Annotated in this window: 21 protein-coding genes; 9 read left to right on the top strand and 12 right to left on the bottom strand. The window is 27.3% G+C overall.

Annotated features, from left to right (window positions below):
• The first annotated feature begins 1 nt into the window (after position 1).
• From CJ670_RS05765 to CJ670_RS05740, 7 genes are all read left to right on the top strand, one after another.
• Positions 2-586 (top strand): NUDIX domain-containing protein, encoded by a 585-nt coding sequence (locus tag CJ670_RS05765; RefSeq protein ID WP_105911920.1) that lies wholly within the window; start codon positions 2-4, stop codon positions 584-586.
• A complete protein-coding gene (locus tag CJ670_RS05760; RefSeq protein ID WP_105939249.1) occupies positions 583-1,008 on the top strand; it encodes a hypothetical protein in 426 nt (141 codons plus the stop codon). The genes CJ670_RS05765 and CJ670_RS05760 overlap by 4 nt, the downstream gene beginning before the upstream one ends.
• An 83-nt stretch (positions 1,009-1,091) precedes the next feature.
• Positions 1,092-1,622 carry an LPP20 family lipoprotein gene (locus CJ670_RS05755; protein ID WP_165785189.1) on the top strand — a complete coding sequence of 177 codons (531 nt, stop codon included), beginning with the start codon at positions 1,092-1,094 and terminating at the stop codon, positions 1,620-1,622.
• Between the two features lie 8 nt (positions 1,623-1,630).
• Complete coding sequence (locus tag CJ670_RS11050; protein WP_265735138.1) at positions 1,631-1,759, top strand: hypothetical protein; 129 nt, start codon at positions 1,631-1,633, stop codon at positions 1,757-1,759.
• On the top strand, positions 1,756-2,763 hold the full coding sequence (locus CJ670_RS05750) for a CsgG/HfaB family protein (protein WP_105939218.1): 1,008 nt from the start codon (positions 1,756-1,758) through the stop codon (positions 2,761-2,763). The genes CJ670_RS11050 and CJ670_RS05750 overlap by 4 nt, the downstream gene beginning before the upstream one ends.
• Positions 2,760-3,746: an LPP20 family lipoprotein gene (locus CJ670_RS05745; protein ID WP_105939217.1), complete on the top strand. Its 987-nt coding sequence runs from the start codon at positions 2,760-2,762 to the stop codon at positions 3,744-3,746. The genes CJ670_RS05750 and CJ670_RS05745 overlap by 4 nt, the downstream gene beginning before the upstream one ends.
• Positions 3,747-3,808: 62 nt before the next feature.
• Positions 3,809-4,840 (top strand): bifunctional 3,4-dihydroxy-2-butanone 4-phosphate synthase/GTP cyclohydrolase II, encoded by a 1,032-nt coding sequence (locus tag CJ670_RS05740; RefSeq protein ID WP_105939216.1) that lies wholly within the window; start codon positions 3,809-3,811, stop codon positions 4,838-4,840.
• A 106-nt stretch (positions 4,841-4,946) separates the two neighbouring features.
• Here the strand turns inward: CJ670_RS05740 and pckA are convergent, their stop codons facing one another.
• Positions 4,947-6,524, bottom strand: a complete 1,578-nt coding sequence (pckA, locus tag CJ670_RS05735) for a phosphoenolpyruvate carboxykinase (ATP) (RefSeq protein WP_105911915.1) — start codon at positions 6,522-6,524, stop codon at positions 4,947-4,949.
• 198 nt (positions 6,525-6,722) lie between these two features.
• Here pckA and CJ670_RS05730 point away from each other — a divergent pair, with 198 nt between their 5' ends.
• Positions 6,723-7,379 carry a LexA family transcriptional regulator gene (locus CJ670_RS05730; protein ID WP_105939215.1) on the top strand — a complete coding sequence of 219 codons (657 nt, stop codon included), beginning with the start codon at positions 6,723-6,725 and terminating at the stop codon, positions 7,377-7,379.
• On the opposite strand, the gene CJ670_RS05725 is transcribed toward CJ670_RS05730, so the two are convergent.
• Genes CJ670_RS05725 through mobB form a run of 5 tightly spaced genes read right to left on the bottom strand, consistent with a single transcriptional unit; the run spans position 7,376 to position 11,893 of the window.
• A complete protein-coding gene (locus CJ670_RS05725) occupies positions 7,376-8,374 on the bottom strand; it encodes a peptidoglycan synthetase (RefSeq protein WP_105939214.1) in 999 nt (332 codons plus the stop codon). The two genes, CJ670_RS05730 and CJ670_RS05725, sit on opposite strands and share 4 nt — an antisense overlap.
• A complete protein-coding gene (metG, locus tag CJ670_RS05720) occupies positions 8,374-10,341 on the bottom strand; it encodes a methionine--tRNA ligase (RefSeq protein ID WP_105939213.1) in 1,968 nt (655 codons plus the stop codon). Before metG ends, CJ670_RS05725 begins: the two co-directional genes overlap by 1 nt.
• Positions 10,342-10,356: 15 nt before the next feature.
• Entirely contained in the window at positions 10,357-10,560 is a 204-nt protein-coding gene (locus tag CJ670_RS05715) for a hypothetical protein (protein WP_105911911.1), read from the bottom strand.
• Positions 10,553-11,395: a class 1 fructose-bisphosphatase gene (locus CJ670_RS05710; RefSeq protein WP_105939212.1), complete on the bottom strand. Its 843-nt coding sequence runs from the start codon at positions 11,393-11,395 to the stop codon at positions 10,553-10,555. The genes CJ670_RS05715 and CJ670_RS05710 overlap by 8 nt, the downstream gene beginning before the upstream one ends.
• Positions 11,396-11,893, bottom strand: coding sequence for a molybdopterin-guanine dinucleotide biosynthesis protein B (gene mobB, locus CJ670_RS05705; RefSeq protein ID WP_105939211.1), 498 nt, complete (start codon positions 11,891-11,893; stop codon positions 11,396-11,398).
• 102 nt (positions 11,894-11,995) lie between these two features.
• Here mobB and CJ670_RS05700 point away from each other — a divergent pair, with 102 nt between their 5' ends.
• On the top strand, positions 11,996-12,475 hold the full coding sequence (locus CJ670_RS05700) for a hypothetical protein (protein ID WP_105939210.1): 480 nt from the start codon (positions 11,996-11,998) through the stop codon (positions 12,473-12,475).
• Here CJ670_RS05700 and CJ670_RS05695 read toward each other — a convergent pair.
• The 6 genes from CJ670_RS05695 to bamA are packed head-to-tail and all read right to left on the bottom strand — an operon-like array spanning position 12,444 to position 20,328.
• Positions 12,444-14,105, bottom strand: a complete 1,662-nt coding sequence (locus CJ670_RS05695; protein ID WP_105911907.1) for a lytic transglycosylase domain-containing protein — start codon at positions 14,103-14,105, stop codon at positions 12,444-12,446. The two genes, CJ670_RS05700 and CJ670_RS05695, sit on opposite strands and share 32 nt — an antisense overlap.
• Before the next feature lie 5 nt (positions 14,106-14,110).
• A complete protein-coding gene (locus CJ670_RS05690) occupies positions 14,111-14,383 on the bottom strand; it encodes a YggT family protein (protein WP_105911906.1) in 273 nt (90 codons plus the stop codon).
• Entirely contained in the window at positions 14,380-15,681 is a 1,302-nt protein-coding gene (gltX, locus tag CJ670_RS05685; RefSeq protein ID WP_105911905.1) for a glutamate--tRNA ligase, read from the bottom strand. The genes CJ670_RS05690 and gltX overlap by 4 nt, the downstream gene beginning before the upstream one ends.
• Positions 15,682-15,684: 3 nt before the next feature.
• The gene (locus tag CJ670_RS05680; RefSeq protein ID WP_228154211.1) at positions 15,685-16,923 is read right to left on the bottom strand and encodes a M16 family metallopeptidase; all 1,239 of its coding nucleotides are present in this window, start codon (positions 16,921-16,923) and stop codon (positions 15,685-15,687) included.
• A gap of 55 nt (positions 16,924-16,978) precedes the next feature.
• On the bottom strand, positions 16,979-18,052 hold the full coding sequence (locus tag CJ670_RS05675; RefSeq protein WP_105939208.1) for a dehypoxanthine futalosine cyclase: 1,074 nt from the start codon (positions 18,050-18,052) through the stop codon (positions 16,979-16,981).
• A complete protein-coding gene (bamA, locus tag CJ670_RS05670; protein ID WP_105939207.1) occupies positions 18,052-20,328 on the bottom strand; it encodes an outer membrane protein assembly factor BamA in 2,277 nt (758 codons plus the stop codon). The genes CJ670_RS05675 and bamA overlap by 1 nt, the downstream gene beginning before the upstream one ends.
• Between the last annotated feature and the right edge of the window lie 43 nt (positions 20,329-20,371).

Here is a 20,371-nt window from a genome sequence, read left to right as displayed (position 1 = left end):
TATGAATAATATTATTGAAGATTTAAAAATAAGTCCACTAAAAGAGACAAATTATATAAAACCTTTGAAAGTAAACTTTACTTTAAATGGTATAAAAAAAAGCTGGGAAGCAGTAAAAAGTCATGATAGCGTATCTATTTTACTATATCATGAGGAAAAAAAGGCATTTTTATTTGTAAAGCAGTTTAGAGTTCCTGTTTATTTAAATGATAACAATATTAAATATACTTACGAGCTTTGTGCTGGACTTGTTGATAAGGATAAATCTATTGAAGAAATAGCTATTGAAGAGATAGATGAAGAGTGTGGATATAAAGTTGAGCTTGGAAATCTTCAAAAAATAACTTCTTTTTTTACAAATGTTGGAATTAGTGGAGCAAAACAATATCTATTTTTTGCAACAATTTGTGAAAATCAAAAACTTCATAGTGGTGGTGGAATAAATGATGAACAAATAGAGTTATATTTTTTAAATATAAATGATATAGATAGTTTTATTTTTGATGAAACAAAAGCAAAAACTCCTGGATTAATTTTTAGTTTATATTGGTTTTTAAAAAATCAAAAAGAGTTGGAATTAAAATGAAGATTTTAATTTTATCTCTATTTATATTTTTAAACTCATTTGCTGAAGAAAATTCAAATAATATCAATATTAACAACTCTTTTATTACGAAATATGAGTATGGAAAAATGCTATACAACAACCCTAGAGGAATAGGGTGTAATAACTGTCACGGAGATGATGCAAGAGGTAAAAAACTTGTTGAGTTTAAACATATTCAAAATCAAGAAGATTATTTTTGCTCTTTAATTGCTCCTGATATAAAATATATAGAGTATGATGTTTTTTCAAAAAAAGTTAATTTGAAAAAAAATGATAATCTTAAATTTGAAAAAGAGCAAGTTTGTGAAAAATTAATCTATAAAGCAAATGTTATGCCGACATATTTTATGGTTGAAGAAGAGATTGAAGCTATTTATTACTATATTCAAAATATGAAGTAGTAAAATAGTAAAAATAGTATCTATTTAACTATTTTTTCACAAATATGTACTATTATTTTAAAATCAATATTCTAAGGATAAATATGTCTATTTTAAAAAAAGCATTAAGTATTTTTTTGGTTCTATCATCTTCAATATTATTTGTATCTTGTAGCTCTAAAAATGAAGATATAAATGAGATAGCTGTAACTGAATGTGTAATTGCAGGAGCAAAAGCTCCACTTTGGGCTTGTGGGAACTATATTGAAGAGAACAGATTTGTAGCAGTGGGGTCTGCTCCTATGTCAAAATTAGGGCATGATTTTAGTAGAAGAGAAGCTTTGGCAAATGCTAGAACAAATTTAGTAAATGATATAGAACTTGAAGTGAAAAACAAAGTTGAAAGCTATATGAATTCAACAGGATTAAAAGAGAGTGAAAGCATAGAAAGAGTTGTAACTATGGTATCAAGACAAACTTCATCTATGACTTTAAAAGAATCAAAGCAAATAAGCTCTTGGGAAAATCCAAATGATAATTTTATATATATTTTAGTTGCAATTCCAAAAGCAAATATAGAAAAAACAATAAATAGTGAAGTTCAAAAAGCACTTGATTCACTAGATAAAATATAGGAAAAATTATGAAATCTTTATCTATTTTTTTGATTTTTTTATCAATATTTTTTAGTGCTTGTTCTTCAAAAGATAATACTTTGATAGATACAAAAACACAACAGCAAAATGCAAAAGAGGCTTTACGAGGATTATGAGATTAAAATTAGTACTTTTTTTCATATTTGTTGTTATTTTTATATCTGGATGTAGCCCAAAAGTACTTATAAATAGTACAAAACCAGCTATTATTGATAGAGCTTCAAATACAAAAAAAATTGCAGTTTTAAAGTTTGAAAATGACAATGTAGGACTTTCTACAAAAATTGAATCAGCTTTATATAGTGTAAAAGTAGATGATAAATCATATTTTACAGTTATTAGTAAAAATAATAGAGAAAATATCTTAAATGAACAAAAATTTCAATATTCAGGACTTGCAAATAAAATAAATAGTGTTGAAATAGGTGAGCTTTTGGGTGCTCAAGCACTAATTAGTGGAAAAATTGATAGTACAAATGTCCAAAGAGATAACTATTATGAAAAAAGATATAGATGTGTTGATAAAAAATGTCAATATACACAAGAATATAGGGTCTCTTGTACCAATGCAAAGTATTCATTAATAGCAAATATTTCAATGATTGATGTACAAAAAGGTGATGTTATTTATACAAATAACTACACAAAAAATAGAGGTTATAAAAAATGTTCAGATGAAAGTGGTGGTTTACCTCAATCAAATGTAGTTTATGACTTTTTTGCAAAAAGCATTGTAGATGAATTTTTGCCATATATCGCCCCTACAAAACAAAGTTACTATTTAGAGCTTTTTGATGATCCAGATATTTCATATACAAAAAAGCAAGAGATTCTTTTGGAAAATGGTTTAGAGTATTTGAAACTTGGAGAGTTAGATAGAAGTATGGAGATTTTTAGTAAACTTTTGGATTCAACACATGATAAATGTTATGTTGCTTCTTATAATTTAGGTGTTATAAAAGAGAGTTTAGGAGAGTATGAAAATGCAAAAGAACTTTATGCTTTATCAGATAAATTAACACTAAAACCAAATAAAACAGTAATAGAAGCTATAACTAGAATAAAACAGAGAATTGAAGAGAGAAATAGATTAAACAATCAAATAGAAGCTGAAAAATGAAATATTTAATATCTATATTTTTTGCAATTTTTTTTACAGCTTGTTTTGGAATAAATAAAGAAGAAGTTTCACAAAATAACTCTTTAAAATACCCTTCTTGGTACTTAAATCCACCTTTAAATGATGAAAATATACTTTATGGAGTTGGAGTTGCAAATACAAAACAAGAAGCTGTTTTAAATGCTTTAGATGATTTATCTTCAAGATTAATGCTAACAATACAATCAAATCAAGAAATAAGTTTAAAATCTTTTAGAGATTATAGAGAGTATGTTACTAAAACTACAGCTTTTAATATAAATACAAAAAGTGAGAAATTAACTTTTAAAGATTATAAAATAGAGGATTTTTATAGTTTTCAAAAAGAGATTTTTTATTTAATAAGTATAAAAAAAAGTGATTTAATAAATAGTTTAAACAGTCAAATATCAAATCTTTATTATGAATATGAAATTCTAAAAAAAAGCAATGATAATCTTTTAAGTAAAAATATAAAATACAAAGAGCTTTTAGAAAAGTTTTATATAAATTTAAACAAAGCAGAACTTTTAGAAAGCTTACAAAATAAAAAAAATAGTGAAAATAGATATATAAAAACTATTCAAAAAATAGAAGAAGAGATAAAAAACAGTATTTCAAAGATGAGTTTTTTTATAAAAAGTGATACTAATTCAGAAATTTTTAAAGAAATTATAAAAAGTAACTTAAACAAAAAATCATATAAAGTTGTAGAAAAAAAAGATAGTGAAAATGTTTATGAGATAGATTTGAGTTCAAATCAAAGTAAGATTAGACCATCTGGTTTTTTTATTATTGAAAATATTTTAAATATTAAAATAAAAGATGAAAACAATATACAAATATCAAGTAAAACTATTGAGTTAAAAGGTGCATCATCAAATAATTTTGATGATGCAAAGATTAATCTAATTCAAAAACTAAAAAAATATACAGAGCAAAATAGTATTTTGCCATTTGATTAACTAGCACATACTCAAGCGCTTTTTTGATATAATCCAAAAAAAATATAATTTAAAGAGAAAATATGAATGCAATAACAAGAGTAAAAGAAGCAATAGAAGAGATAAAAAAAGGTAATATGGTAATAATGCTAGATGATGAAGATAGAGAAAATGAAGGAGATTTAGTCTATTCAGCAGCTTTAAGTAGTCCAGAACTTGTAAACTTTATGGTAACTCATGCTAAAGGTTTAGTTTGTGTGAGTGTCTCAAATGAAACAGCAAAAAGGCTTGAGCTTTTTCCTATGGTTTCAAATAATACATCATCGTATGAAACAGCTTTTACAGTTTCTGTTGATGATGTAAATGCAGCTACAGGAATTAGTGCAATTGAAAGAGATAATACTATAAAAATATTGGCAAACCCAATAGCAAAAGCTGTTGAACTAGTTCGTCCTGGGCATATTTTTCCATTAATAGCAAAAGATGGTGGAGTATTAGTGAGAACTGGACATACAGAAGGAAGTGTTGATTTATGTAAGTTAGCTGGGCTAAAAGGTGAAGCAGTTATTTGTGAAATTTTAAAAGAAGATGGAACAATGGCAAGAAGAGATGATTTAGATATCTTTGCAGCAAAACACAATTTAAAACAGATTTATATATCTGATTTAGTTGAATATAGACTTGCAAATGAAACTTTAGTTAGTGAAGTTTCTAGTACTGAAATTAAATTCTTTGGTAAAGAGGCTATAAAAAAAGAGTTTAAAGACCATCTTGAAAATATTCATACAGTTATTCTTTTTGGAAAACAAGAAGATGTAAATCATGTAAAATTTCATACAATAAGACCTGATATTAAAATATTCCTAAATGATAATAAACTAAACTCTATGTTAAAAACTGTAAATTTTTTACAAAGTAAAGGTGGAGTTTTGATATTTTTAAATAATTCAAATAAAAATCAAGAACTAGAAAAAAACTATGGAATAGGTGCTCAAATATTAAATTCTTTAAAAATTAAAAAAATTAAGCTAATGACAAGTGGAGGAAAACACTCTTTTATAGGACTTCAAGGTTTTGGTTTAGAGATTCTAGAAGAGATACAAATCGAAGGATAGAAAAGATACATGAAAAGAAGTTTATATCTCTTTTTTTAATATATGTAAATAAAAAAAGGTAAGGATTTTTATCCTTACCTTTTTTGTTTATTTACAATTAATTCTATTATAACTGTGGACCAGCAGCTGTAAAATCATATTCACTTTCTAGTGTTAAATATTTTTTAAAGTTTTCTATATACATCTCTGCTAATTTTCTTTTTGCTTTGTCATACTCTAGTGGGTCAGACCATGTATATCTAGGAGTTAATACATGAGTATCTACACCTTTTAGTGTTTTTGGAATTTGTATGTTAAATATTGTCATATTTTGGAACTCAGAGTCATTTATAGAGCCATCTAAAATAGCATTTATACAAGCTCTTGTATTTTTAATACTCATTCTTTTTCCAACACCATAAGGACCACCTGTCCATCCTGTATTTACTAAAAATACATTTACATTGTGTTCATCTATTTTTTTACCTAAAAGTTCAGCATAAACAGTCGGATTTAGTGGTAAAAATGCTTCTCCAAAACAAGAAGAGAAAGTTGCCATTGGCTCGTTTATTCCTCTTTCAGTTCCTGCTACTTTGGCTGTATATCCACTTAAGAAGTAGTACATTGCTTGTTGTTTATCAAGTTTTGCAACTGGAGGTAAAACACCAAAAGCATCAGCACATAAGAATATAATATTTGTTGGATGTCCACCTCTCATAGATGGCGTGTGGTTTTCTATATGATTTATTGGGTAAGAAACTCTTGTATTTTCTGTTTTTGATTTATCAGAGTAATCAACTACTCCATTTTCATCTGCAACTACATTTTCTAAAATAGCACCTTTTTTTATAGCACCAAATATTTCAGGTTCACTATCTGGGTCTAGATTGATTACTTTTGCATAGCAACCACCTTCAAAGTTAAATACTCCATTATCATCCCAACCGTGCTCATCATCACCAATCAATGCTCTATTTGGATCAGTTGATAAAGTTGTTTTTCCAGTTCCAGAAAGTCCAAAGAATAGTGCAGTATCGCCATTTTTACCAATATTTGCTGAACAATGCATTGGTAGTTTTCCCTCAAGCGGAAGCCAGTAGTTCATCATAGAGAACACACCTTTTTTCATCTCTCCAGCATACCAAGTCCCACCAATTATTGCTTCATTATCTTCAACATTGAATATAACATAAACCTCAGAGTGTAAGCCATGACTTGCATATGCCATATCAACAGTTTTACAAGCATTATAGATAGTAAATTCTGGTTTAAAGTTTTCAAGCTCTTCTTGAGTTGGAAGAATAAACATATTTTGAATAAAATGAGCTTGCCAAGCAACTTCAGTAATAAATCTTACTGCTCTTCTTGAATCTAGCGAAGAACCACAGAAAACATCTGTTACAAAAATATCTTTATTGCTTAGTTGTTTTTTTGAGTTTGCAAGTAGATCAACATAAACTTCTTTTGAAACTTTTCTGTTTATATCTCCCCAAGCAATATATTTGTTTGATGGGTCTTGATTTACAAAGAACTTATCTTTTGGACTTCTACCTGTAAAAATACCTGTATCAATCATTAAAGCACCAGCAGAAGATATCTTTGCCTTCTCATTCTTTACTGCGAAATCGATTAAAAAATCGACATCCGAATTTCTAAATATCGTACCAACGTTTTCTAAACCTAGTGAGTCTTTAGTATTAGACATAATTCAAATTCCTATTCTAATTTTTAATGCGAAATTTTATCCAAAAAAATATAAAACTTTCTGAAAGATGAGTGATTTTCATAACAAAATAAATATTTCTTAATTTTTATAAAGAAATATCAAAAAAAGCAAAAAAATAGTTGAAAAATATTTCAAAATGTAATATAATTTCAAAAATAATTCAAAAGAAGGATTAAAATGTTTATAGTTGATGATATTCTTACTAAGTTAAAAAATATTTTAAAAACTGATGGTGAGACGAAAAAAGTATTTGATAAAGAATTAGCAGAAGCTTTGGATTTAACTCAAGCAAATTTTGCAACAATGAAGAATAGAGGAAAAATTCCATATACAAATATTTTAAATTTTTGTGCAAAGAGAAAAATTTCGATAAATTGGCTTTTGTATAATCAAAATCCAAACTCTTTAATAGATAGTACGGATAGATACTGGATAAAATATTATCCAACTGTAAACGTAAGTGCGGGGGGAGGTGCTTATGATAGTGAAGATTATTGTGAAAGTTTGGAGCTTCCTGATTGTTTCTTAAATATGTTAGGTGGAAAAGAAAATCTTAAAAATATAGATGCTATAAATGTTGTTGGTGATTCAATGGAACCTACACTAAACTCAAACAATATAATTTTTGTTGATAAAACTAAAAATGATATAAATAGAGATGGAATATATGCATTTACAACAAATCACGGGCTTTTTGTAAAAAGAGTACAAAAAAGAGTAGATGGATTTTTAGATATTATTTCTGATAATAAAGATTATCCTGTTCAGGTTTTAAAAAAAGATGAACTAAATATTTTAGGAAAAGTTATTAGCTCATTTGGAAAAATATATTAAAATAGAGTTTGAAATTTTTGAGAGTTTTGTAGAAATTCAAAACTCTCTTGATTTGTAAAACCTATTAAATAAACACAGTTAAAATTTGAATTTTTTAAAATAATTTTTAAATCTTCTATATTTTTTATAATTATTTGTTCTTTTTCATCTAAAAAAGATATTTTATATTTTGAAATAAATATAGTTTTTGCATATTTAAATTCATTTTTTAAATATTCAATTTCTATAGGAATTAAATTTTTATTTGTTTGACAAATTATAAAACTATCACTTTTCCCACTCTCTATTGGTTCAAAATTTTTATCTATAAATATTGATTTAAAGTTTGAGTATAGTTTTAATTTTGAAATATCAATATTTCCTTTAAAAAAATCATAAATATTCAAAAAACTACTTAAATATATTTTTGATAATCTTAATTTTGAAAAATATATATCTTTGTATGAAAAACTAAGTTCAAATAAAGAGTGTTTTATTAAATTTTTTATATTTTTTTCATCTATATTTTTTTCAAACTTTTTACTATTTGGATAGATACTCTCTAAAATATTTTTATCTTTTGATATTAAAATATCACCATCTTTAATATCATCAATGAATTTAAAGATTTTTTCTATATTTTTTGAGATTAAAAAAATAGGTTTTGTGTGATTGTTTTGATATAACTTCAACATATCAAAAGTTTCATCATTGCAAAAAGAAGATTCAATTTGCAAAATAGATAGCTTATATCTAACTATTTTTACTAAAGCTAATTCTAGATTTTTTACTTTTATAAAAGCAACTTCATTATCAATAACTTCAAAATCTTTTTCAAAAATAACTGCATAAGCTCCATTTGCTATAGCTATTTGTAAATCCTCAATATTTTTTGCAATAAACATATCAGAAGTTTTTACTTTTTTTGCATCACTACTTATATTGTTTATAAAAGAGATAGATGGAGAGTTTAGAAGTTCTCCATCAACTATATCAACTATTGAAGAGATTTTCACTAGCTTATTTTTGTCCCAATTTTTTTAGGTTTTTCAGGTCTTATTAGGCTTAAACCACTCTCATCTTTTGCTGCAAGTAGCATTCCTTCACTTAAAAGACCCATTAGTTTTGCAGGTTTTAAGTTTGCAACAACACAAGCTTGAGTTCCAACAAGTTCAGATGCACTATAAAATTCTTTTATTCCTGCAACAACTTGTCTTGGACGATTTTCACCTAAATCAACTTGAAGTTTTAGAAGTTTTGAAGATTTTGGAACTTCAACAGCTTCTATGATAGTTCCAACTTTAATAGTTGTTTCAAAGAATTTATCAATAGTTATAATATTTAAATCTCCTAAATCAAGAGCTTCAGGCTCATCTTTTGATTCATATTTGCTTTCATCTTTTTGTAAAACTGTAATATCTGAAACATCTGGTTGAGCTAGTAAAATATCCTCAACTCTTGGAAATAGGGTATCTATTTTTGTTATTTTTACATCATTTAAAAGCTCTTTATTTAATATTAATTTATTGTAATTTTGAGTTGATATTTCAAGACCCAAACAAGTTGCAATATCTTTTATTTTATGTGGCATTACACTATCAAGAAGTAGAGCTACTTTTGCCATAATATTTGTAATTAAGGCAACTAAAGCCATAGCTTCATCGTTTTTTCCATCTTTTATTAGATTCCAAGGCTCGTAATCATTTATAGCTTTATTTCCAATTGTTAAAATCTTCCAAATCTCTTCTAGATATCTGTTTATTTGCATATTGTAAATATAGTTTTCTAGTGTTGATATAATATTGTTTACTTCGTCAAGCTCTTTTTTGTGGAACTTTTCTACATCTTTTGAGCTTACATTAAAGTCAAAATATTTACCACTCATTCCTATAATTCTATTTAGTAAATTTCCTAAATCATTTCCTAAATCAGAGTTTATTCTATCTAATAGCGCTTTTTGTGAAAAATCTCCATCTTGCCCAAAAGGAACTTCTCTTAAAAGGAAATATCTAAATGCATCAAGCCCATAAGCATCTGCTACCTCTTTTGGATTTACTACATTTCCTTTTGATTTACTCATTTTTTCACCATCTCTAGTCCACCATCCATGAGCTGCTATATGTTTTGGTAAAGGTAAATTTAAACTTATTAAAAATGCTGGCCAATAAATTGCATGGAATCTTAAAATATCTTTTCCAACTAAATGAATATTTGCAGGCCAAAAATCCATATTTTTTTCAGTCGTTCCATACCCAAGAGCTGTTGTATAGTTTAAAAGAGCATCAAGCCAAACATACATAACATGTTTTGGTTCATTTAACTGTTCTGGTAGTTTAACTCCCCAGTCAAAAGAAGTTCTAGATATTGATAAATCTTTTAATCCATTTTTTACAAAGTTAACAATCTCATTTTTCTTAGCTCTTGGCAAGATACAATCAGGGTTTTCTTCATACCATTTTAAAAGTTTATCTTCATATTTTGATAACTTAAAAAAGTAACTCTCTTCTTTTACAACTATTGTAGCTCTTCCACACTCTGGACAAAACTGCTCATCAATTAGTTGAGTTTCAGGAAAAAAAGTCTCACAAGGAACACAGTAAAAACCTTCATATTCACCTTTGTAAATATCTTGATTTTCATACATCTTTAAAAATGCATTTTGAACACCAGTTTTATGTTCTTCATCTGTTGTTCTAATGAATTTATCGTAAGTTATATCAAAATCATCCCAAAGTGCTTTAAATTTTCCAGAAATTTCATCAGCATACTCTTTTGGAGTTTTTCCTCTAGTTTCTGCGCTTTGAGCAATCTTTTGTCCATGCTCATCAGTTCCTGTTAATAAATATGTATTATGACCAATCAATCTTGAGTATCTTGCTAGCATATCAGCTATTATTGTTGTGTAAGCATGACCTATATGTGCTACATCATTTACATAATAAATTGGAGTTGTTATATAAACATTTTTACAAGAGTTTTGCATTTTCTACCTTTTTTCTTAAAATTCAAATCCACCGCTTGAGCCTTTATTCATTGACTCATAAACGGTTATAACATATCTTTTTCTTAAAACACACTCAAAAAATTCACTACAAGGTTTACAAGAGTTTAGATTTTTTGAGTTTTGGCAAGAGTTTAGATCTTTTAAAATATCTTCAAGCTTCTCTTCCCATTGGTCTAAACTTTTATTTTCATTAGACATTTTTACTATAAACTTCCAAAACTCTATTTATTTCAAGATTTGAGCCAAAGAAACAAGCAGTTGTGTCATGAATATGAGAAGTTTCAACTTCTAAAACTCTTTTTTCTCCATCTATTGCACCACCACCAGCTTTTTCAAAAGCTAAAGCAAATGGAAAAACTTCAAAAAGTTGTCTTAATTTTCCTTTTGGTCTATCAGTAGTTGCTGGATAAGAGAAAAGTCCACCACCTTTTAGTAAAATTTGGTGTAAATCTGGAACCATTCCACCGCTGTATCTTAGTCTATAACCATCATTAAAAATATCATCGATTAGTTTCTTATGAAAAGGTGCCCAACAGTTTTGAGTAGACCCAGGAGAGTTAAGTTTTCCTTTTTCATTAAGTTTAATATTTTGAATAAACTTAAACTCACCATTTAAAAGTCTGTACATTTTCACATCATTCGTAGTTATTACCATCTCAACTCTAGGTCCAAAAACAACATAAACAGAAGCTATTATATTTTTTGCATTGAACTCATTTTTATATATTCCATAAATTGAACCAACACTTAAATTTACATCAACTAAAGATGAACCATCTAGTGGGTCATAAGCTATTAAATATTCACCATTTTCATTTATATTTTTTATACTATTCTGCTCTTCACTAACTATTGCTTTTACACTTGAAAGTTTTGAAAAAATTTCTTCAATAATCTCATCGCTTTGAATATCTAGCTTAAGTTGCGTATCTCCTGTGCTATTTTCACTTTGAGATTTTCCAGTATCACCTGTTTCTATTAGGTGTTTTATTTTTATACTTGCTTGTTCTATAGCTTTTATTATCTCTTGCATCTATACCCTTTTTGCATTTTTATCTATCCACTTTATAATTTCAAGTGGCTTATTTAAATCTAAAATATCAAGACTTTTTGGAATATCTTTTTTATCTATACTATCATCAATAGCCAAAGCATTTGAAACTTCAAAGTAACTTTCATCAAGCTTATTTCTGAAAATAGAAATTCTAGGAAGTTCCAAAGTTTTAAGTCCTTCAACAAGTAGATAATCAAAATCATCAAAAATATGTATTAACTCCTCAATAGTTGAACTGTCTTTTTTAAAAATAGTTGTTTTATTGGGGCTTACAACTGCAACATTGGCACCTGTTTGTGAGAATTTAAAAGAATCTTTTCCTTCTCTATCAAACATTGCTTTATCTTTTGGATCGTGTTTTACTATACACACTTTGAAGTTATTGTCTTGTAAAATACTTGCAACTTTTACAATTGCCGTTGTTTTACCACTATTTGATGGACCTGAAAATGCTACTACTAATCTTTTTTTATTCATAGTTCGGATTTTATCCAAAGAATTGTTAAACTCTATTTATGCAAAAATATATTTTAAAGTGTAGTTTTTGTATAATCTTTACCTTATATATGAGGAGTTTTAATGAAAAAAGGTTTATTTTTAATCGCTATTTCACTTTTGTTTGTAGCTTGTACACCAAAAAATAGTGCATTTAGATATTTTGATAAAGGTGATATTGAGACAAATGCAGTTAGAAATACAAAAAAAGCTGATATTATAAAAGACGATGCAATAGAAGCAACGCTTATGGCAACATACTTAAATAAATTTGATCCAAAAATAAGCCAAAAAGAAGAGAATTTTTTGGTTTATATATATTTCCCAAATCTAGAAGAACAAATAGATTTTTCTAAAAATGGATACGAACTTCTTTTAAATGGAAAAACTCCAATCTCTATTGAAAAATTAGAGAGAGATGATAAAAAATATGAAGATATGATGCTTAGAAATTTTTGGGGAAACTACTATTTAGTAAAATTTAGTAATCAAGAGTTGGTACAAAATTTAAATATTGTTTTAAAACCAAAATCTAGTGATGCCACACTAAATTTTGAAAAATAGAAGATAGTGAGATTTTATTCTCGCTATTTAAATAGTTATTATATATATAAAAATTAGCTAAAACTTTTTTACCATATTCTCTTGTTTCATTGTATGAAATCATCTCCATACTCAAAAATGGTTCAAACTCTGATTTATCTTTAAACAAACCTTTTTTTAGTTGGCTTCTAGCATATCCAGCTCCACCATTGTAAGCATATGCTATAAAAAGAGGATTACTATCGAATTGCTTAATTAATGAGTCAAGATGAAAACTTGCATATTGTATATTTTTTGCAGGTAAAAACTGATCATAAATATTGTAATCATCACCTAACTTACTTGCTATATCTTTTGATAAAAATGGCATAATTTGCATTATTCCCATAGCACTTGAAAATGAAATTGAAGATGGAATAAATCGACTTTCTTGTTTTGCAATAGAGTAGATTAAAACTTTTTTGTATATTCCATAATTTTCTAATAAATCTTCATAAGGAGTTATAAAATATTGATTTCTAAATCTATTATATCGTTCAAGAATAAAAGCTAAATGTGGTTCCATGCTTTTTTGTGTAAAAAGATTTGAGTATTTTTCCATCTTTATATCATCTAAACTTTTTTTGCTATCTTCTGTAACTTCTAGCCAGCTAAAAGCATCATAAATGTCATAAGAACTAGGTTTTATCTGCATATCTATTTTGAAAACTAGATTATCTGGAACTATATTTAAAAGCTCTTTTGCATACAAAGAGTATATATTTGCTTCAAAGCTTTTTGCTAATTCTTCAAGATAAAGAGTGTTTTTTGATAGTAAATATAGCCAAAAGATTGCTCTATCTTTATCACCTCTTAAAAGTGCTATATCGTAAGAGTTTTGAAAAAACTGCTTTGCACTTTCTCGTTTATGATTATTTACTGCATTTATGCCTAGTAAAAATTGAAGATTTGTTGTTAGCATTTTTTCAGTTTTTAAATTGTCAAGAGATTTTTGTATATTATTTAATTTTTTATCATAAACAGCTGTTCTTAAAAATTTTTCAAAATCTTTATGCATAGCAATTTTATGCAAAAAAGTTGGGTTTATATATTGATTTAAGTATTTATATCTATATGAATCACTAACTTCAAAAAAAATTTCCAAAAATTTATCGCTAGAGCTAGTTATAAGTTTTTTAAAAATATCATTTGAAGATATAAGTATAAGATTATTTTTTAAAGTAGGGTAAGTATCTAGTTTTGATATAAAAAAAGTAAGATCATCTTTTGATAAATCAGAGGCTTTTTTAAGTGAGGCTAAACCAAGAGCAATACATCTTGAATCGCTATTTTTAAGCTCTAAAATTGAAGCGTTGTAACAAAACCTATCTTCTGGAGATATTTTTTCATTGAATTTTTGCTTAAAAGCTTTATCAAGAAGAGCGTTTCTTCCATTTCTCATATCGTAAGCTTTTTTTGCATTTTCATAACTTAACTCTTCATCTTGAAGATATTGTAATATGAAAAAATCTTTTGCACTTGATTTTGGCTTTTCTTCAAGCCATTTAAAAGTTATTTTAAAATCTTTTTGCATAAAATCAGTATTTATACTATTTGCAAAAAGATTTAGACTAAGCGTAAATAAAAGAGAAAATTTAAATATTTTTAGCATAATTTCTATAAAAGAACTTTTTGTAAAAATGTCTCTAAAAATATAAGAGCAAAAATCAAAATAAGTGGAGCTAAATCCATTCCTCCAAAAGTTGTTGGAATATATTGTCTCATTTTTGCATAAACAGGCTCTGTTAATCTATATAGCATTTGAACTATTGGATTATATGGGTCTGGTTTAACCCAAGTTAAAAGTGCTGAAATAATAACAATCCACTTGTAAATAAAAATAACACTAAAAAAAATAGTTAAAAATGAACTAAAAAGTGCATCTATCATTTTGTAATCTCCCCAATATAGTTTTTAATAAATGGATAAATATCTGTTAAATTTGGTCCATTTTCAACACCTGTAAGAATATATCTTAATGGTTTAAACAGATTTTTACCCTTAAGTCCTGTTTTTTCTACAACATAATCTTTCAAATCATCATAATTTTCAAAATATGGTGCAACTTTTAAAGCCTCTTTAATATTTTTACTCTCTTGTTCAAAACCTTCAAGTGTAGATTTTTGAGCAAAAATATCATTTAGTTTTGCTTTTATCTCTTTTAGCGTACTTGTCTCTTCTAAATATAATTTTGCTAATTTTCCAATATCATTATCAGCAAATCCTAAAATTTTTGATAATCTCATCTCATCTAATAGTTCTATATGTTTTCTATTTATAAATCTTAGTTTATCAATATCAAACTTTGCTCCACTTTTTGAAACATTTTCTATTTTAAACCATGAAATTGCTTCTTCAAGAGTAAAAATCTCTGTTGGAGTTTTATTTCCCATAAGCACAAGATAGTTTGCAATAGCACTTGGTAAAAAACCTTCATCAATTAGCCATTTTACACTACTTGCATCATCTCTTTTACTCATTTTTTTGCCAGTAGTCGCATTTAAAATAATTGGTAGATGAACATATTTTATCTCTTTTGTATAAGCTAAACTCTCTCTAATGTGTATTTGTTTTGGAGTATTTGAAACATGATCTTCACCTCTTATTACCATAGATATATCCATTAGCATATCATCAACACTACAAGCATAGTTATATGTTGGCGTTTTATCTTGTCTTAAAATAATAAAACTATCAACATCAAAAGGAGCATAATCAAAATCACCTTTTAAAAGGTCTGTAAATTTAATATTATGATCAGGTTTTTTTAGTCTTACTGTAAAAGGTGCATTTGTATTTAAAACAGTTTCATCACTTAGCGTTTCACAAAAACCATCATATCTAAAAGCAATACCTTTTTTTATACTCTCTTCTTTTAGCTCAAGAAGTTTATCATCACTACAAAAACAAGCAAATGCTTTTTTTTGAGTCATAAGTTGCAAAGCCATCTTTTGATGATACTTTAGGTTTTCACTTTGATAAAAAACACTTTGGTATTCAATAGAGAAAAGATTTAAAATCTCTAAAATCTCTTTATCTTTTCCTTCAATATTTCTCTCTTTATCTGTATCTTCAATTCTTATAATAAGCCCTTCGTTTAATTGTTTTGATACAATATAGTTAAAAATTGCAACTCGCAAATTTCCTATATGCATATCTCCTGTTGGGCTTGGTGCAAATCTTAGCATAAACTATTTCCTTACAATAAAAAATGTTAAATTATTTAACTCAGTGTGAGTTTTTATATAGTCGTTTAAATCTTCTAAACTTAAATTTTGGATTTTTTCTAGTTCAAGTTTTGGATAATCAAGACTTAAACCTCTGAAATCTAGCATAAATGCTCTATTTAATCTTTGTGCTAAAGTCTCAGTTCTTAGTGGCTCACTTCCTAAAAGGAAATTTTTTGCAGCATCAAGTTCTTCTTTTGTTACTCCATTTTTTACAAATTCATCAACTAAACTTTTTACAATATTAATAGCTTGAGAAGCACTCTCATTTTTTGTTTGTAAATATCCACTAAAGCTTGAGTAAAGTCTATTTATTCCAATAGTTGCATAAGCACTATATGCTAAACCTCTTTTTACTCTTATCTCTTCCATTAATCTTGAACCAAATCCAGAACCACCTAAAATAAATGAAGCAACTTTTGCTTTGTAGTTCTCTTCATCTTGAGCTTTTGCATTAAAATTTGAACCAAAATAGATATATGCTTGTTCTGTCTGTTTTAAAAGCTCTTTTTCTTCTTTTTTAGATACAAACTCTATTTTTTTATTATCTTCTTTTTCTCCAACTTTTAGCTCTTTTAAAAGAGGTTTTAAAGCATTTTCTAACTCAAGAAAGCTAATATCTCCACCTGCAACAATAGTTAAATTATTTAAAGTTAAAGATTTTTTTAAAAATTCATCTATATTTTTTAGTTCAATTTTTGAAATAGATTCTATTGTTCCACCAGCAGGATTTGCCAAAGCAGTTCCACTATAAAGTAGAGAATTTAAACCCTTACTTGCTACATCATCAAAGTCATTTTCTTTTCTTTTTAAACTTCCAATAGCCAAAGTTTTTACTTTTTCTAATGTATCTTTTGATAAATTTGGAGATTTTAAAAGTTCATCTAAAGATTTAATAGCAAGAGTTGATTTCTCTTTTAGGCTTGAAAGTTCTATTGTAAGAGTTTCAAAACCAACAGCGCTATGAATAGTAATAGCATTGTCATCTAAGACTTCAGAAAATTTAACACTTCCTGATTTTTTTGTTCCTTCATTTAAAACTCTAGCTGATAAGCTAGCAAGTCCTAAATTTTCATTATCTTTTATATATCCAGAATTTTTAAAAATTAATTGTAGATTTAAAATTGGAAGCGATTTTTGTTCTTCAAAAATCACTGGGATATCAATATTATTTATATTTATATGTTTTATTGTTGCACTCATTAAACTTCCTTGTAATAGTAAAAAAATATATAATATATATCTTGTTTTCATTTTATTAAAATCTCTCTAAGATATTATAAGCAGTATCTCTTTTTGCTGGAGTTTCACCTATATCTTTTATTAATCTTATCATTTCATCTTGATTCATTCTATTAGCAGCACCAGCTGCTTTTACAACATTCTCTTCCATCATAGTACTTCCTAAATCATTTGCTCCAAATTTAAGAGCCATTTGACCAATATATGAGCCTTGTGTAACCCAAGAGCTTTGAAGATTTGCAAAATTATCTAAATATAGTCTTGAAACTGCCAAAAGTCTTAAATATCTATTTGAAGATTGTGGTTTTATTTCTGGATGCTCTTCAATTAATTTTGTATTTTCACCTTGAAAACTCCACATAATAAATGCTCTAAAACCACCAGTTTCATCTTGTAATTTTCTAATCAAATCCCAATGCTCAATAATCTCTTCATCTGTTTCAACAGTTCCAAACATCATAGTAGCAGTTGTTTTCATTCCAATAGAGTGTGCAAGTCTATGAACCTCTAACCACTCTTGTGTATCCATTTTTTTTGGAGCAATTATATCTCTTACTCTATCACTTAAAATTTCAGCTCCAGCTCCTGGAATTGAGCTTAATCCCTTTGCTTGAAGTCTTTTTAAAACTTCTAGTATTGAGATTTTTGAAACTTTTGCTATAAAATCTATTTCAATAGATGAAAAGCCATGAATTGTAATTTGTGGATATTTTGTATGAATATGATTTACTAGCTCTTCATAATAATCAATTTTTAAATTTGGATGAACACCACCTTGAAAAAGAATTTGAGTTCCACCAATTGCTAAAAGTTCTTCTATTTTTGCATCAATTTCATCAAATTTTAAAACATAACTATCATTATCTTTTTTGTGTCTAAAAAAAGCACAAAACTTGCAATCAACCCAACATACATTTGTATAGTTTATATTTCTATCCACTATAAAAGTAGTTAGTTTTTCACTATGAAGCTCATTTTTTTTTGCACTTGCCATCTTAGCTAAATCTAGCAAAGATGCATTTTTGATTAAATCAAGTGCATCTTCTTTGCTTAATCTTTTTTTTAAATCAAGCTTGATTTTTTTTGTCATTAGAAACTTGTTCCAAAAGAGAACTCAAAGCTTGATGTATCATCACCTGGTTTATCACCAATAGGTTTAGCAAATATTAATTGTAAAGGACCCATTGGAGAAATCCACTCTAGCAATGCTCCTGTTCCTGATCTTGTTACTTCACTAAAGCTATTTTTACCAATCATACCATAATCATAAAATAGTCCCCATCTCATTTTTGCAGATGGAACTAATGGGAAACTAATTTCTGCTTGATTTGACCACATTTTTTCATAAGGATCTTGATAATATCCAGATTCATTATTTGGGAAAGCATAAGATTTATATCCTCTTAAAGTTTTTGGACCTCCAAGATACAAAGAATCTCCTTGATTTATTTGACCATTGTCAATTAACATTTTAGCTTGAGTTTTAAATCTTAAAATCCAGTCAAGCTCTGTTAAATCTTCCAAAGAGTAGAAATATCTAAAATTAACCCCAGGTTTAATATATTTTGAATCTCCACCAACTCCTGCATATTCAACAGAAGCCCCAGCTTTTATACCAGCTGTTGGAAAATAAAAATCATTTGTACTATCATAGTTTATATAAGGTGTAATAGAGCTATTTGTATAGTCTTGATCTTGAAATAATTTATTTTGATCTTTAAATGCTTGAGATTGTGCATTGTAAGTAGTTAAAAAACTATTTTCATAATTATAAACCTCTTTTATAAAATCAAGTCCATATCTAGCACCAACATATGTATTTCTTACTACCTCTTTCCCAGCTGCAACAGAGAAGCCTTTTGTTTTTACATCTGAATCATATTGACTTCTTCTATACTCAATTTTTGTTGAGTGAGCTTCAACTTCACCATTATAGTCGCTATCGTTGATAGCAGGATTTTTAAGAGCTACTTCGTATCTATTTGATCTTTTTGATAAATCACCACTTAAAGAGAGAGTAAGACCACTTCCAAAGATATTTGTATCACTTACAGATCCGTTTATCATTAATTTATCATAAGAACCATATCCCCCACCTAGCATAATACTTCCAGTTGGTGCTTCTGTTACTTTTACAGATAAATCCATTTTATCTTCACTTATTCTTTTTTCTTCAATTTGAACATCTTCAAAGAAACTAGATCTTTTTAGTTTACTTTTTGCATCTTTTAAATCTGTAAGATTATACATATCTCCAGGTGCTAAATATACATCTCTTCTTACAACTCTATCAAGAGTTCTTGCATTTCCAGATATTTTTACATCATTTATATATACTTGTTGTCCTGGAACTACACTAAATACAACATCAACTCTATGTTCAGCTTCATTTTTCTTTAAATCAAATTTAACATCAGCATAAGCATAACCTTTGTCAGCAACCAAAGTTCTAATATATTCTTGGTCATCTCTTAGTTTTTTAATGTTAAATGTTCTATCAGTTTTTAGTTTTAACTCTGAATAAATCTCTTCAGGATCTACTATTGAAGGGTCTAAAAAGATTTTTATATCATTTGTAGTATATTTTTCACCTTCTTTAACAAAAAAGTCAAGTTTTGCTTGATTTGAAGCAAAATCTATATCTAAAAATGGTTCTTTTATATCTGCATCTAAGTAACCTTTTTCAAAATACAAGTCATTTATTCTTCTAGCATCATATTTTAGTTGATCAATTTTCATCTCACCATCACTTTGACCAAACCACCAAGAAGCAAACTCTTTCTCTTTATTTGCAGTCACTTTTTTAAAGTCACTTCCATCTAATTCGCTAGCACCGTGATATTTTGCTTCTCTTATGATAATTTCATCACCTTTATTTACATTAAAAGTAAGCTTTATAGAAGAATCACTTAATTTTTCTGTTTCAACTTCAACAACAGAGTTGATAAAACCTTCACTAGCTAACATTCCTAAAAGTTGATCTTTTGCCTCTTTAACTCTTTTTTCACTATACATAGAACCTTTGTTTAGTTTTAAGACTTTTTTAATAGCATCAGTATCTTCACTTCTAGTTTTATAACCTTTTATATCAACATTTGCAATTGATGGTTTCTCTTTAAAGATAATTTTTAGATTTCCATTGTCATTATCTATTGCTATATCATCAAAGTAACCATAGCTATAAAATTTTATTAAAGCTTCATTTAGCTTGTCACTATCTAAGTTATCACCAGTTCTCATTCCCAAAGTTTCTTCTAAAACTTGCGGCGATACTTTACTTACATTTAAGTATTCAATAGATTTAATGCTACTTGCACTTAAAACAGTAGCGCAAGCTAAAGATAAAAGAGTTATTCGATTTTTCACAAATGTCCTTGTTTTCAAAATTAAGCAATAATATATCTAAAAA

The organism is Arcobacter cryaerophilus gv. crypticus, assembly GCF_002993025.1.
Lineage (GTDB): Bacteria > Campylobacterota > Campylobacteria > Campylobacterales > Arcobacteraceae > Aliarcobacter > Aliarcobacter cryaerophilus_B.
Note: the sequence above shows the minus strand (reverse complement) of the source record. Positions and strands in the feature narration are given on the sequence as shown.

Coding starts and splice junctions, on each gene's coding strand:
- CJ670_RS05760 (WP_105939249.1), top strand. CDS start 583: ATGAAGATTTTAATTTTATCTCTATTTATATTTTTAAACTCATTTGCT.
- CJ670_RS05755 (WP_165785189.1), top strand. CDS start 1,092: ATGTCTATTTTAAAAAAAGCATTAAGTATTTTTTTGGTTCTATCATCT.
- CJ670_RS05715 (WP_105911911.1), bottom strand. CDS start 10,560: ATGTCTAATGAAAATAAAAGTTTAGACCAATGGGAAGAGAAGCTTGAA.
- CJ670_RS05765 (WP_105911920.1), top strand. CDS start 2: ATGAATAATATTATTGAAGATTTAAAAATAAGTCCACTAAAAGAGACA.
- CJ670_RS05730 (WP_105939215.1), top strand. CDS start 6,723: ATGTTTATAGTTGATGATATTCTTACTAAGTTAAAAAATATTTTAAAA.
- CJ670_RS05690 (WP_105911906.1), bottom strand. CDS start 14,383: ATGATAGATGCACTTTTTAGTTCATTTTTAACTATTTTTTTTAGTGTT.
- metG (WP_105939213.1), bottom strand. CDS start 10,341: ATGCAAAACTCTTGTAAAAATGTTTATATAACAACTCCAATTTATTAT.
- CJ670_RS11050 (WP_265735138.1), top strand. CDS start 1,631: ATGAAATCTTTATCTATTTTTTTGATTTTTTTATCAATATTTTTTAGT.
- CJ670_RS05740 (WP_105939216.1), top strand. CDS start 3,809: ATGAATGCAATAACAAGAGTAAAAGAAGCAATAGAAGAGATAAAAAAA.
- gltX (WP_105911905.1), bottom strand. CDS start 15,681: ATGCTAAGATTTGCACCAAGCCCAACAGGAGATATGCATATAGGAAAT.
- CJ670_RS05700 (WP_105939210.1), top strand. CDS start 11,996: ATGAAAAAAGGTTTATTTTTAATCGCTATTTCACTTTTGTTTGTAGCT.
- CJ670_RS05695 (WP_105911907.1), bottom strand. CDS start 14,105: ATGCTAAAAATATTTAAATTTTCTCTTTTATTTACGCTTAGTCTAAAT.
- CJ670_RS05675 (WP_105939208.1), bottom strand. CDS start 18,052: ATGACAAAAAAAATCAAGCTTGATTTAAAAAAAAGATTAAGCAAAGAA.
- CJ670_RS05680 (WP_228154211.1), bottom strand. CDS start 16,923: ATGAGTGCAACAATAAAACATATAAATATAAATAATATTGATATCCCA.
- CJ670_RS05750 (WP_105939218.1), top strand. CDS start 1,756: ATGAGATTAAAATTAGTACTTTTTTTCATATTTGTTGTTATTTTTATA.
- CJ670_RS05745 (WP_105939217.1), top strand. CDS start 2,760: ATGAAATATTTAATATCTATATTTTTTGCAATTTTTTTTACAGCTTGT.
- mobB (WP_105939211.1), bottom strand. CDS start 11,893: ATGAATAAAAAAAGATTAGTAGTAGCATTTTCAGGTCCATCAAATAGT.
- CJ670_RS05710 (WP_105939212.1), bottom strand. CDS start 11,395: ATGCAAGAGATAATAAAAGCTATAGAACAAGCAAGTATAAAAATAAAA.
- pckA (WP_105911915.1), bottom strand. CDS start 6,524: ATGTCTAATACTAAAGACTCACTAGGTTTAGAAAACGTTGGTACGATA.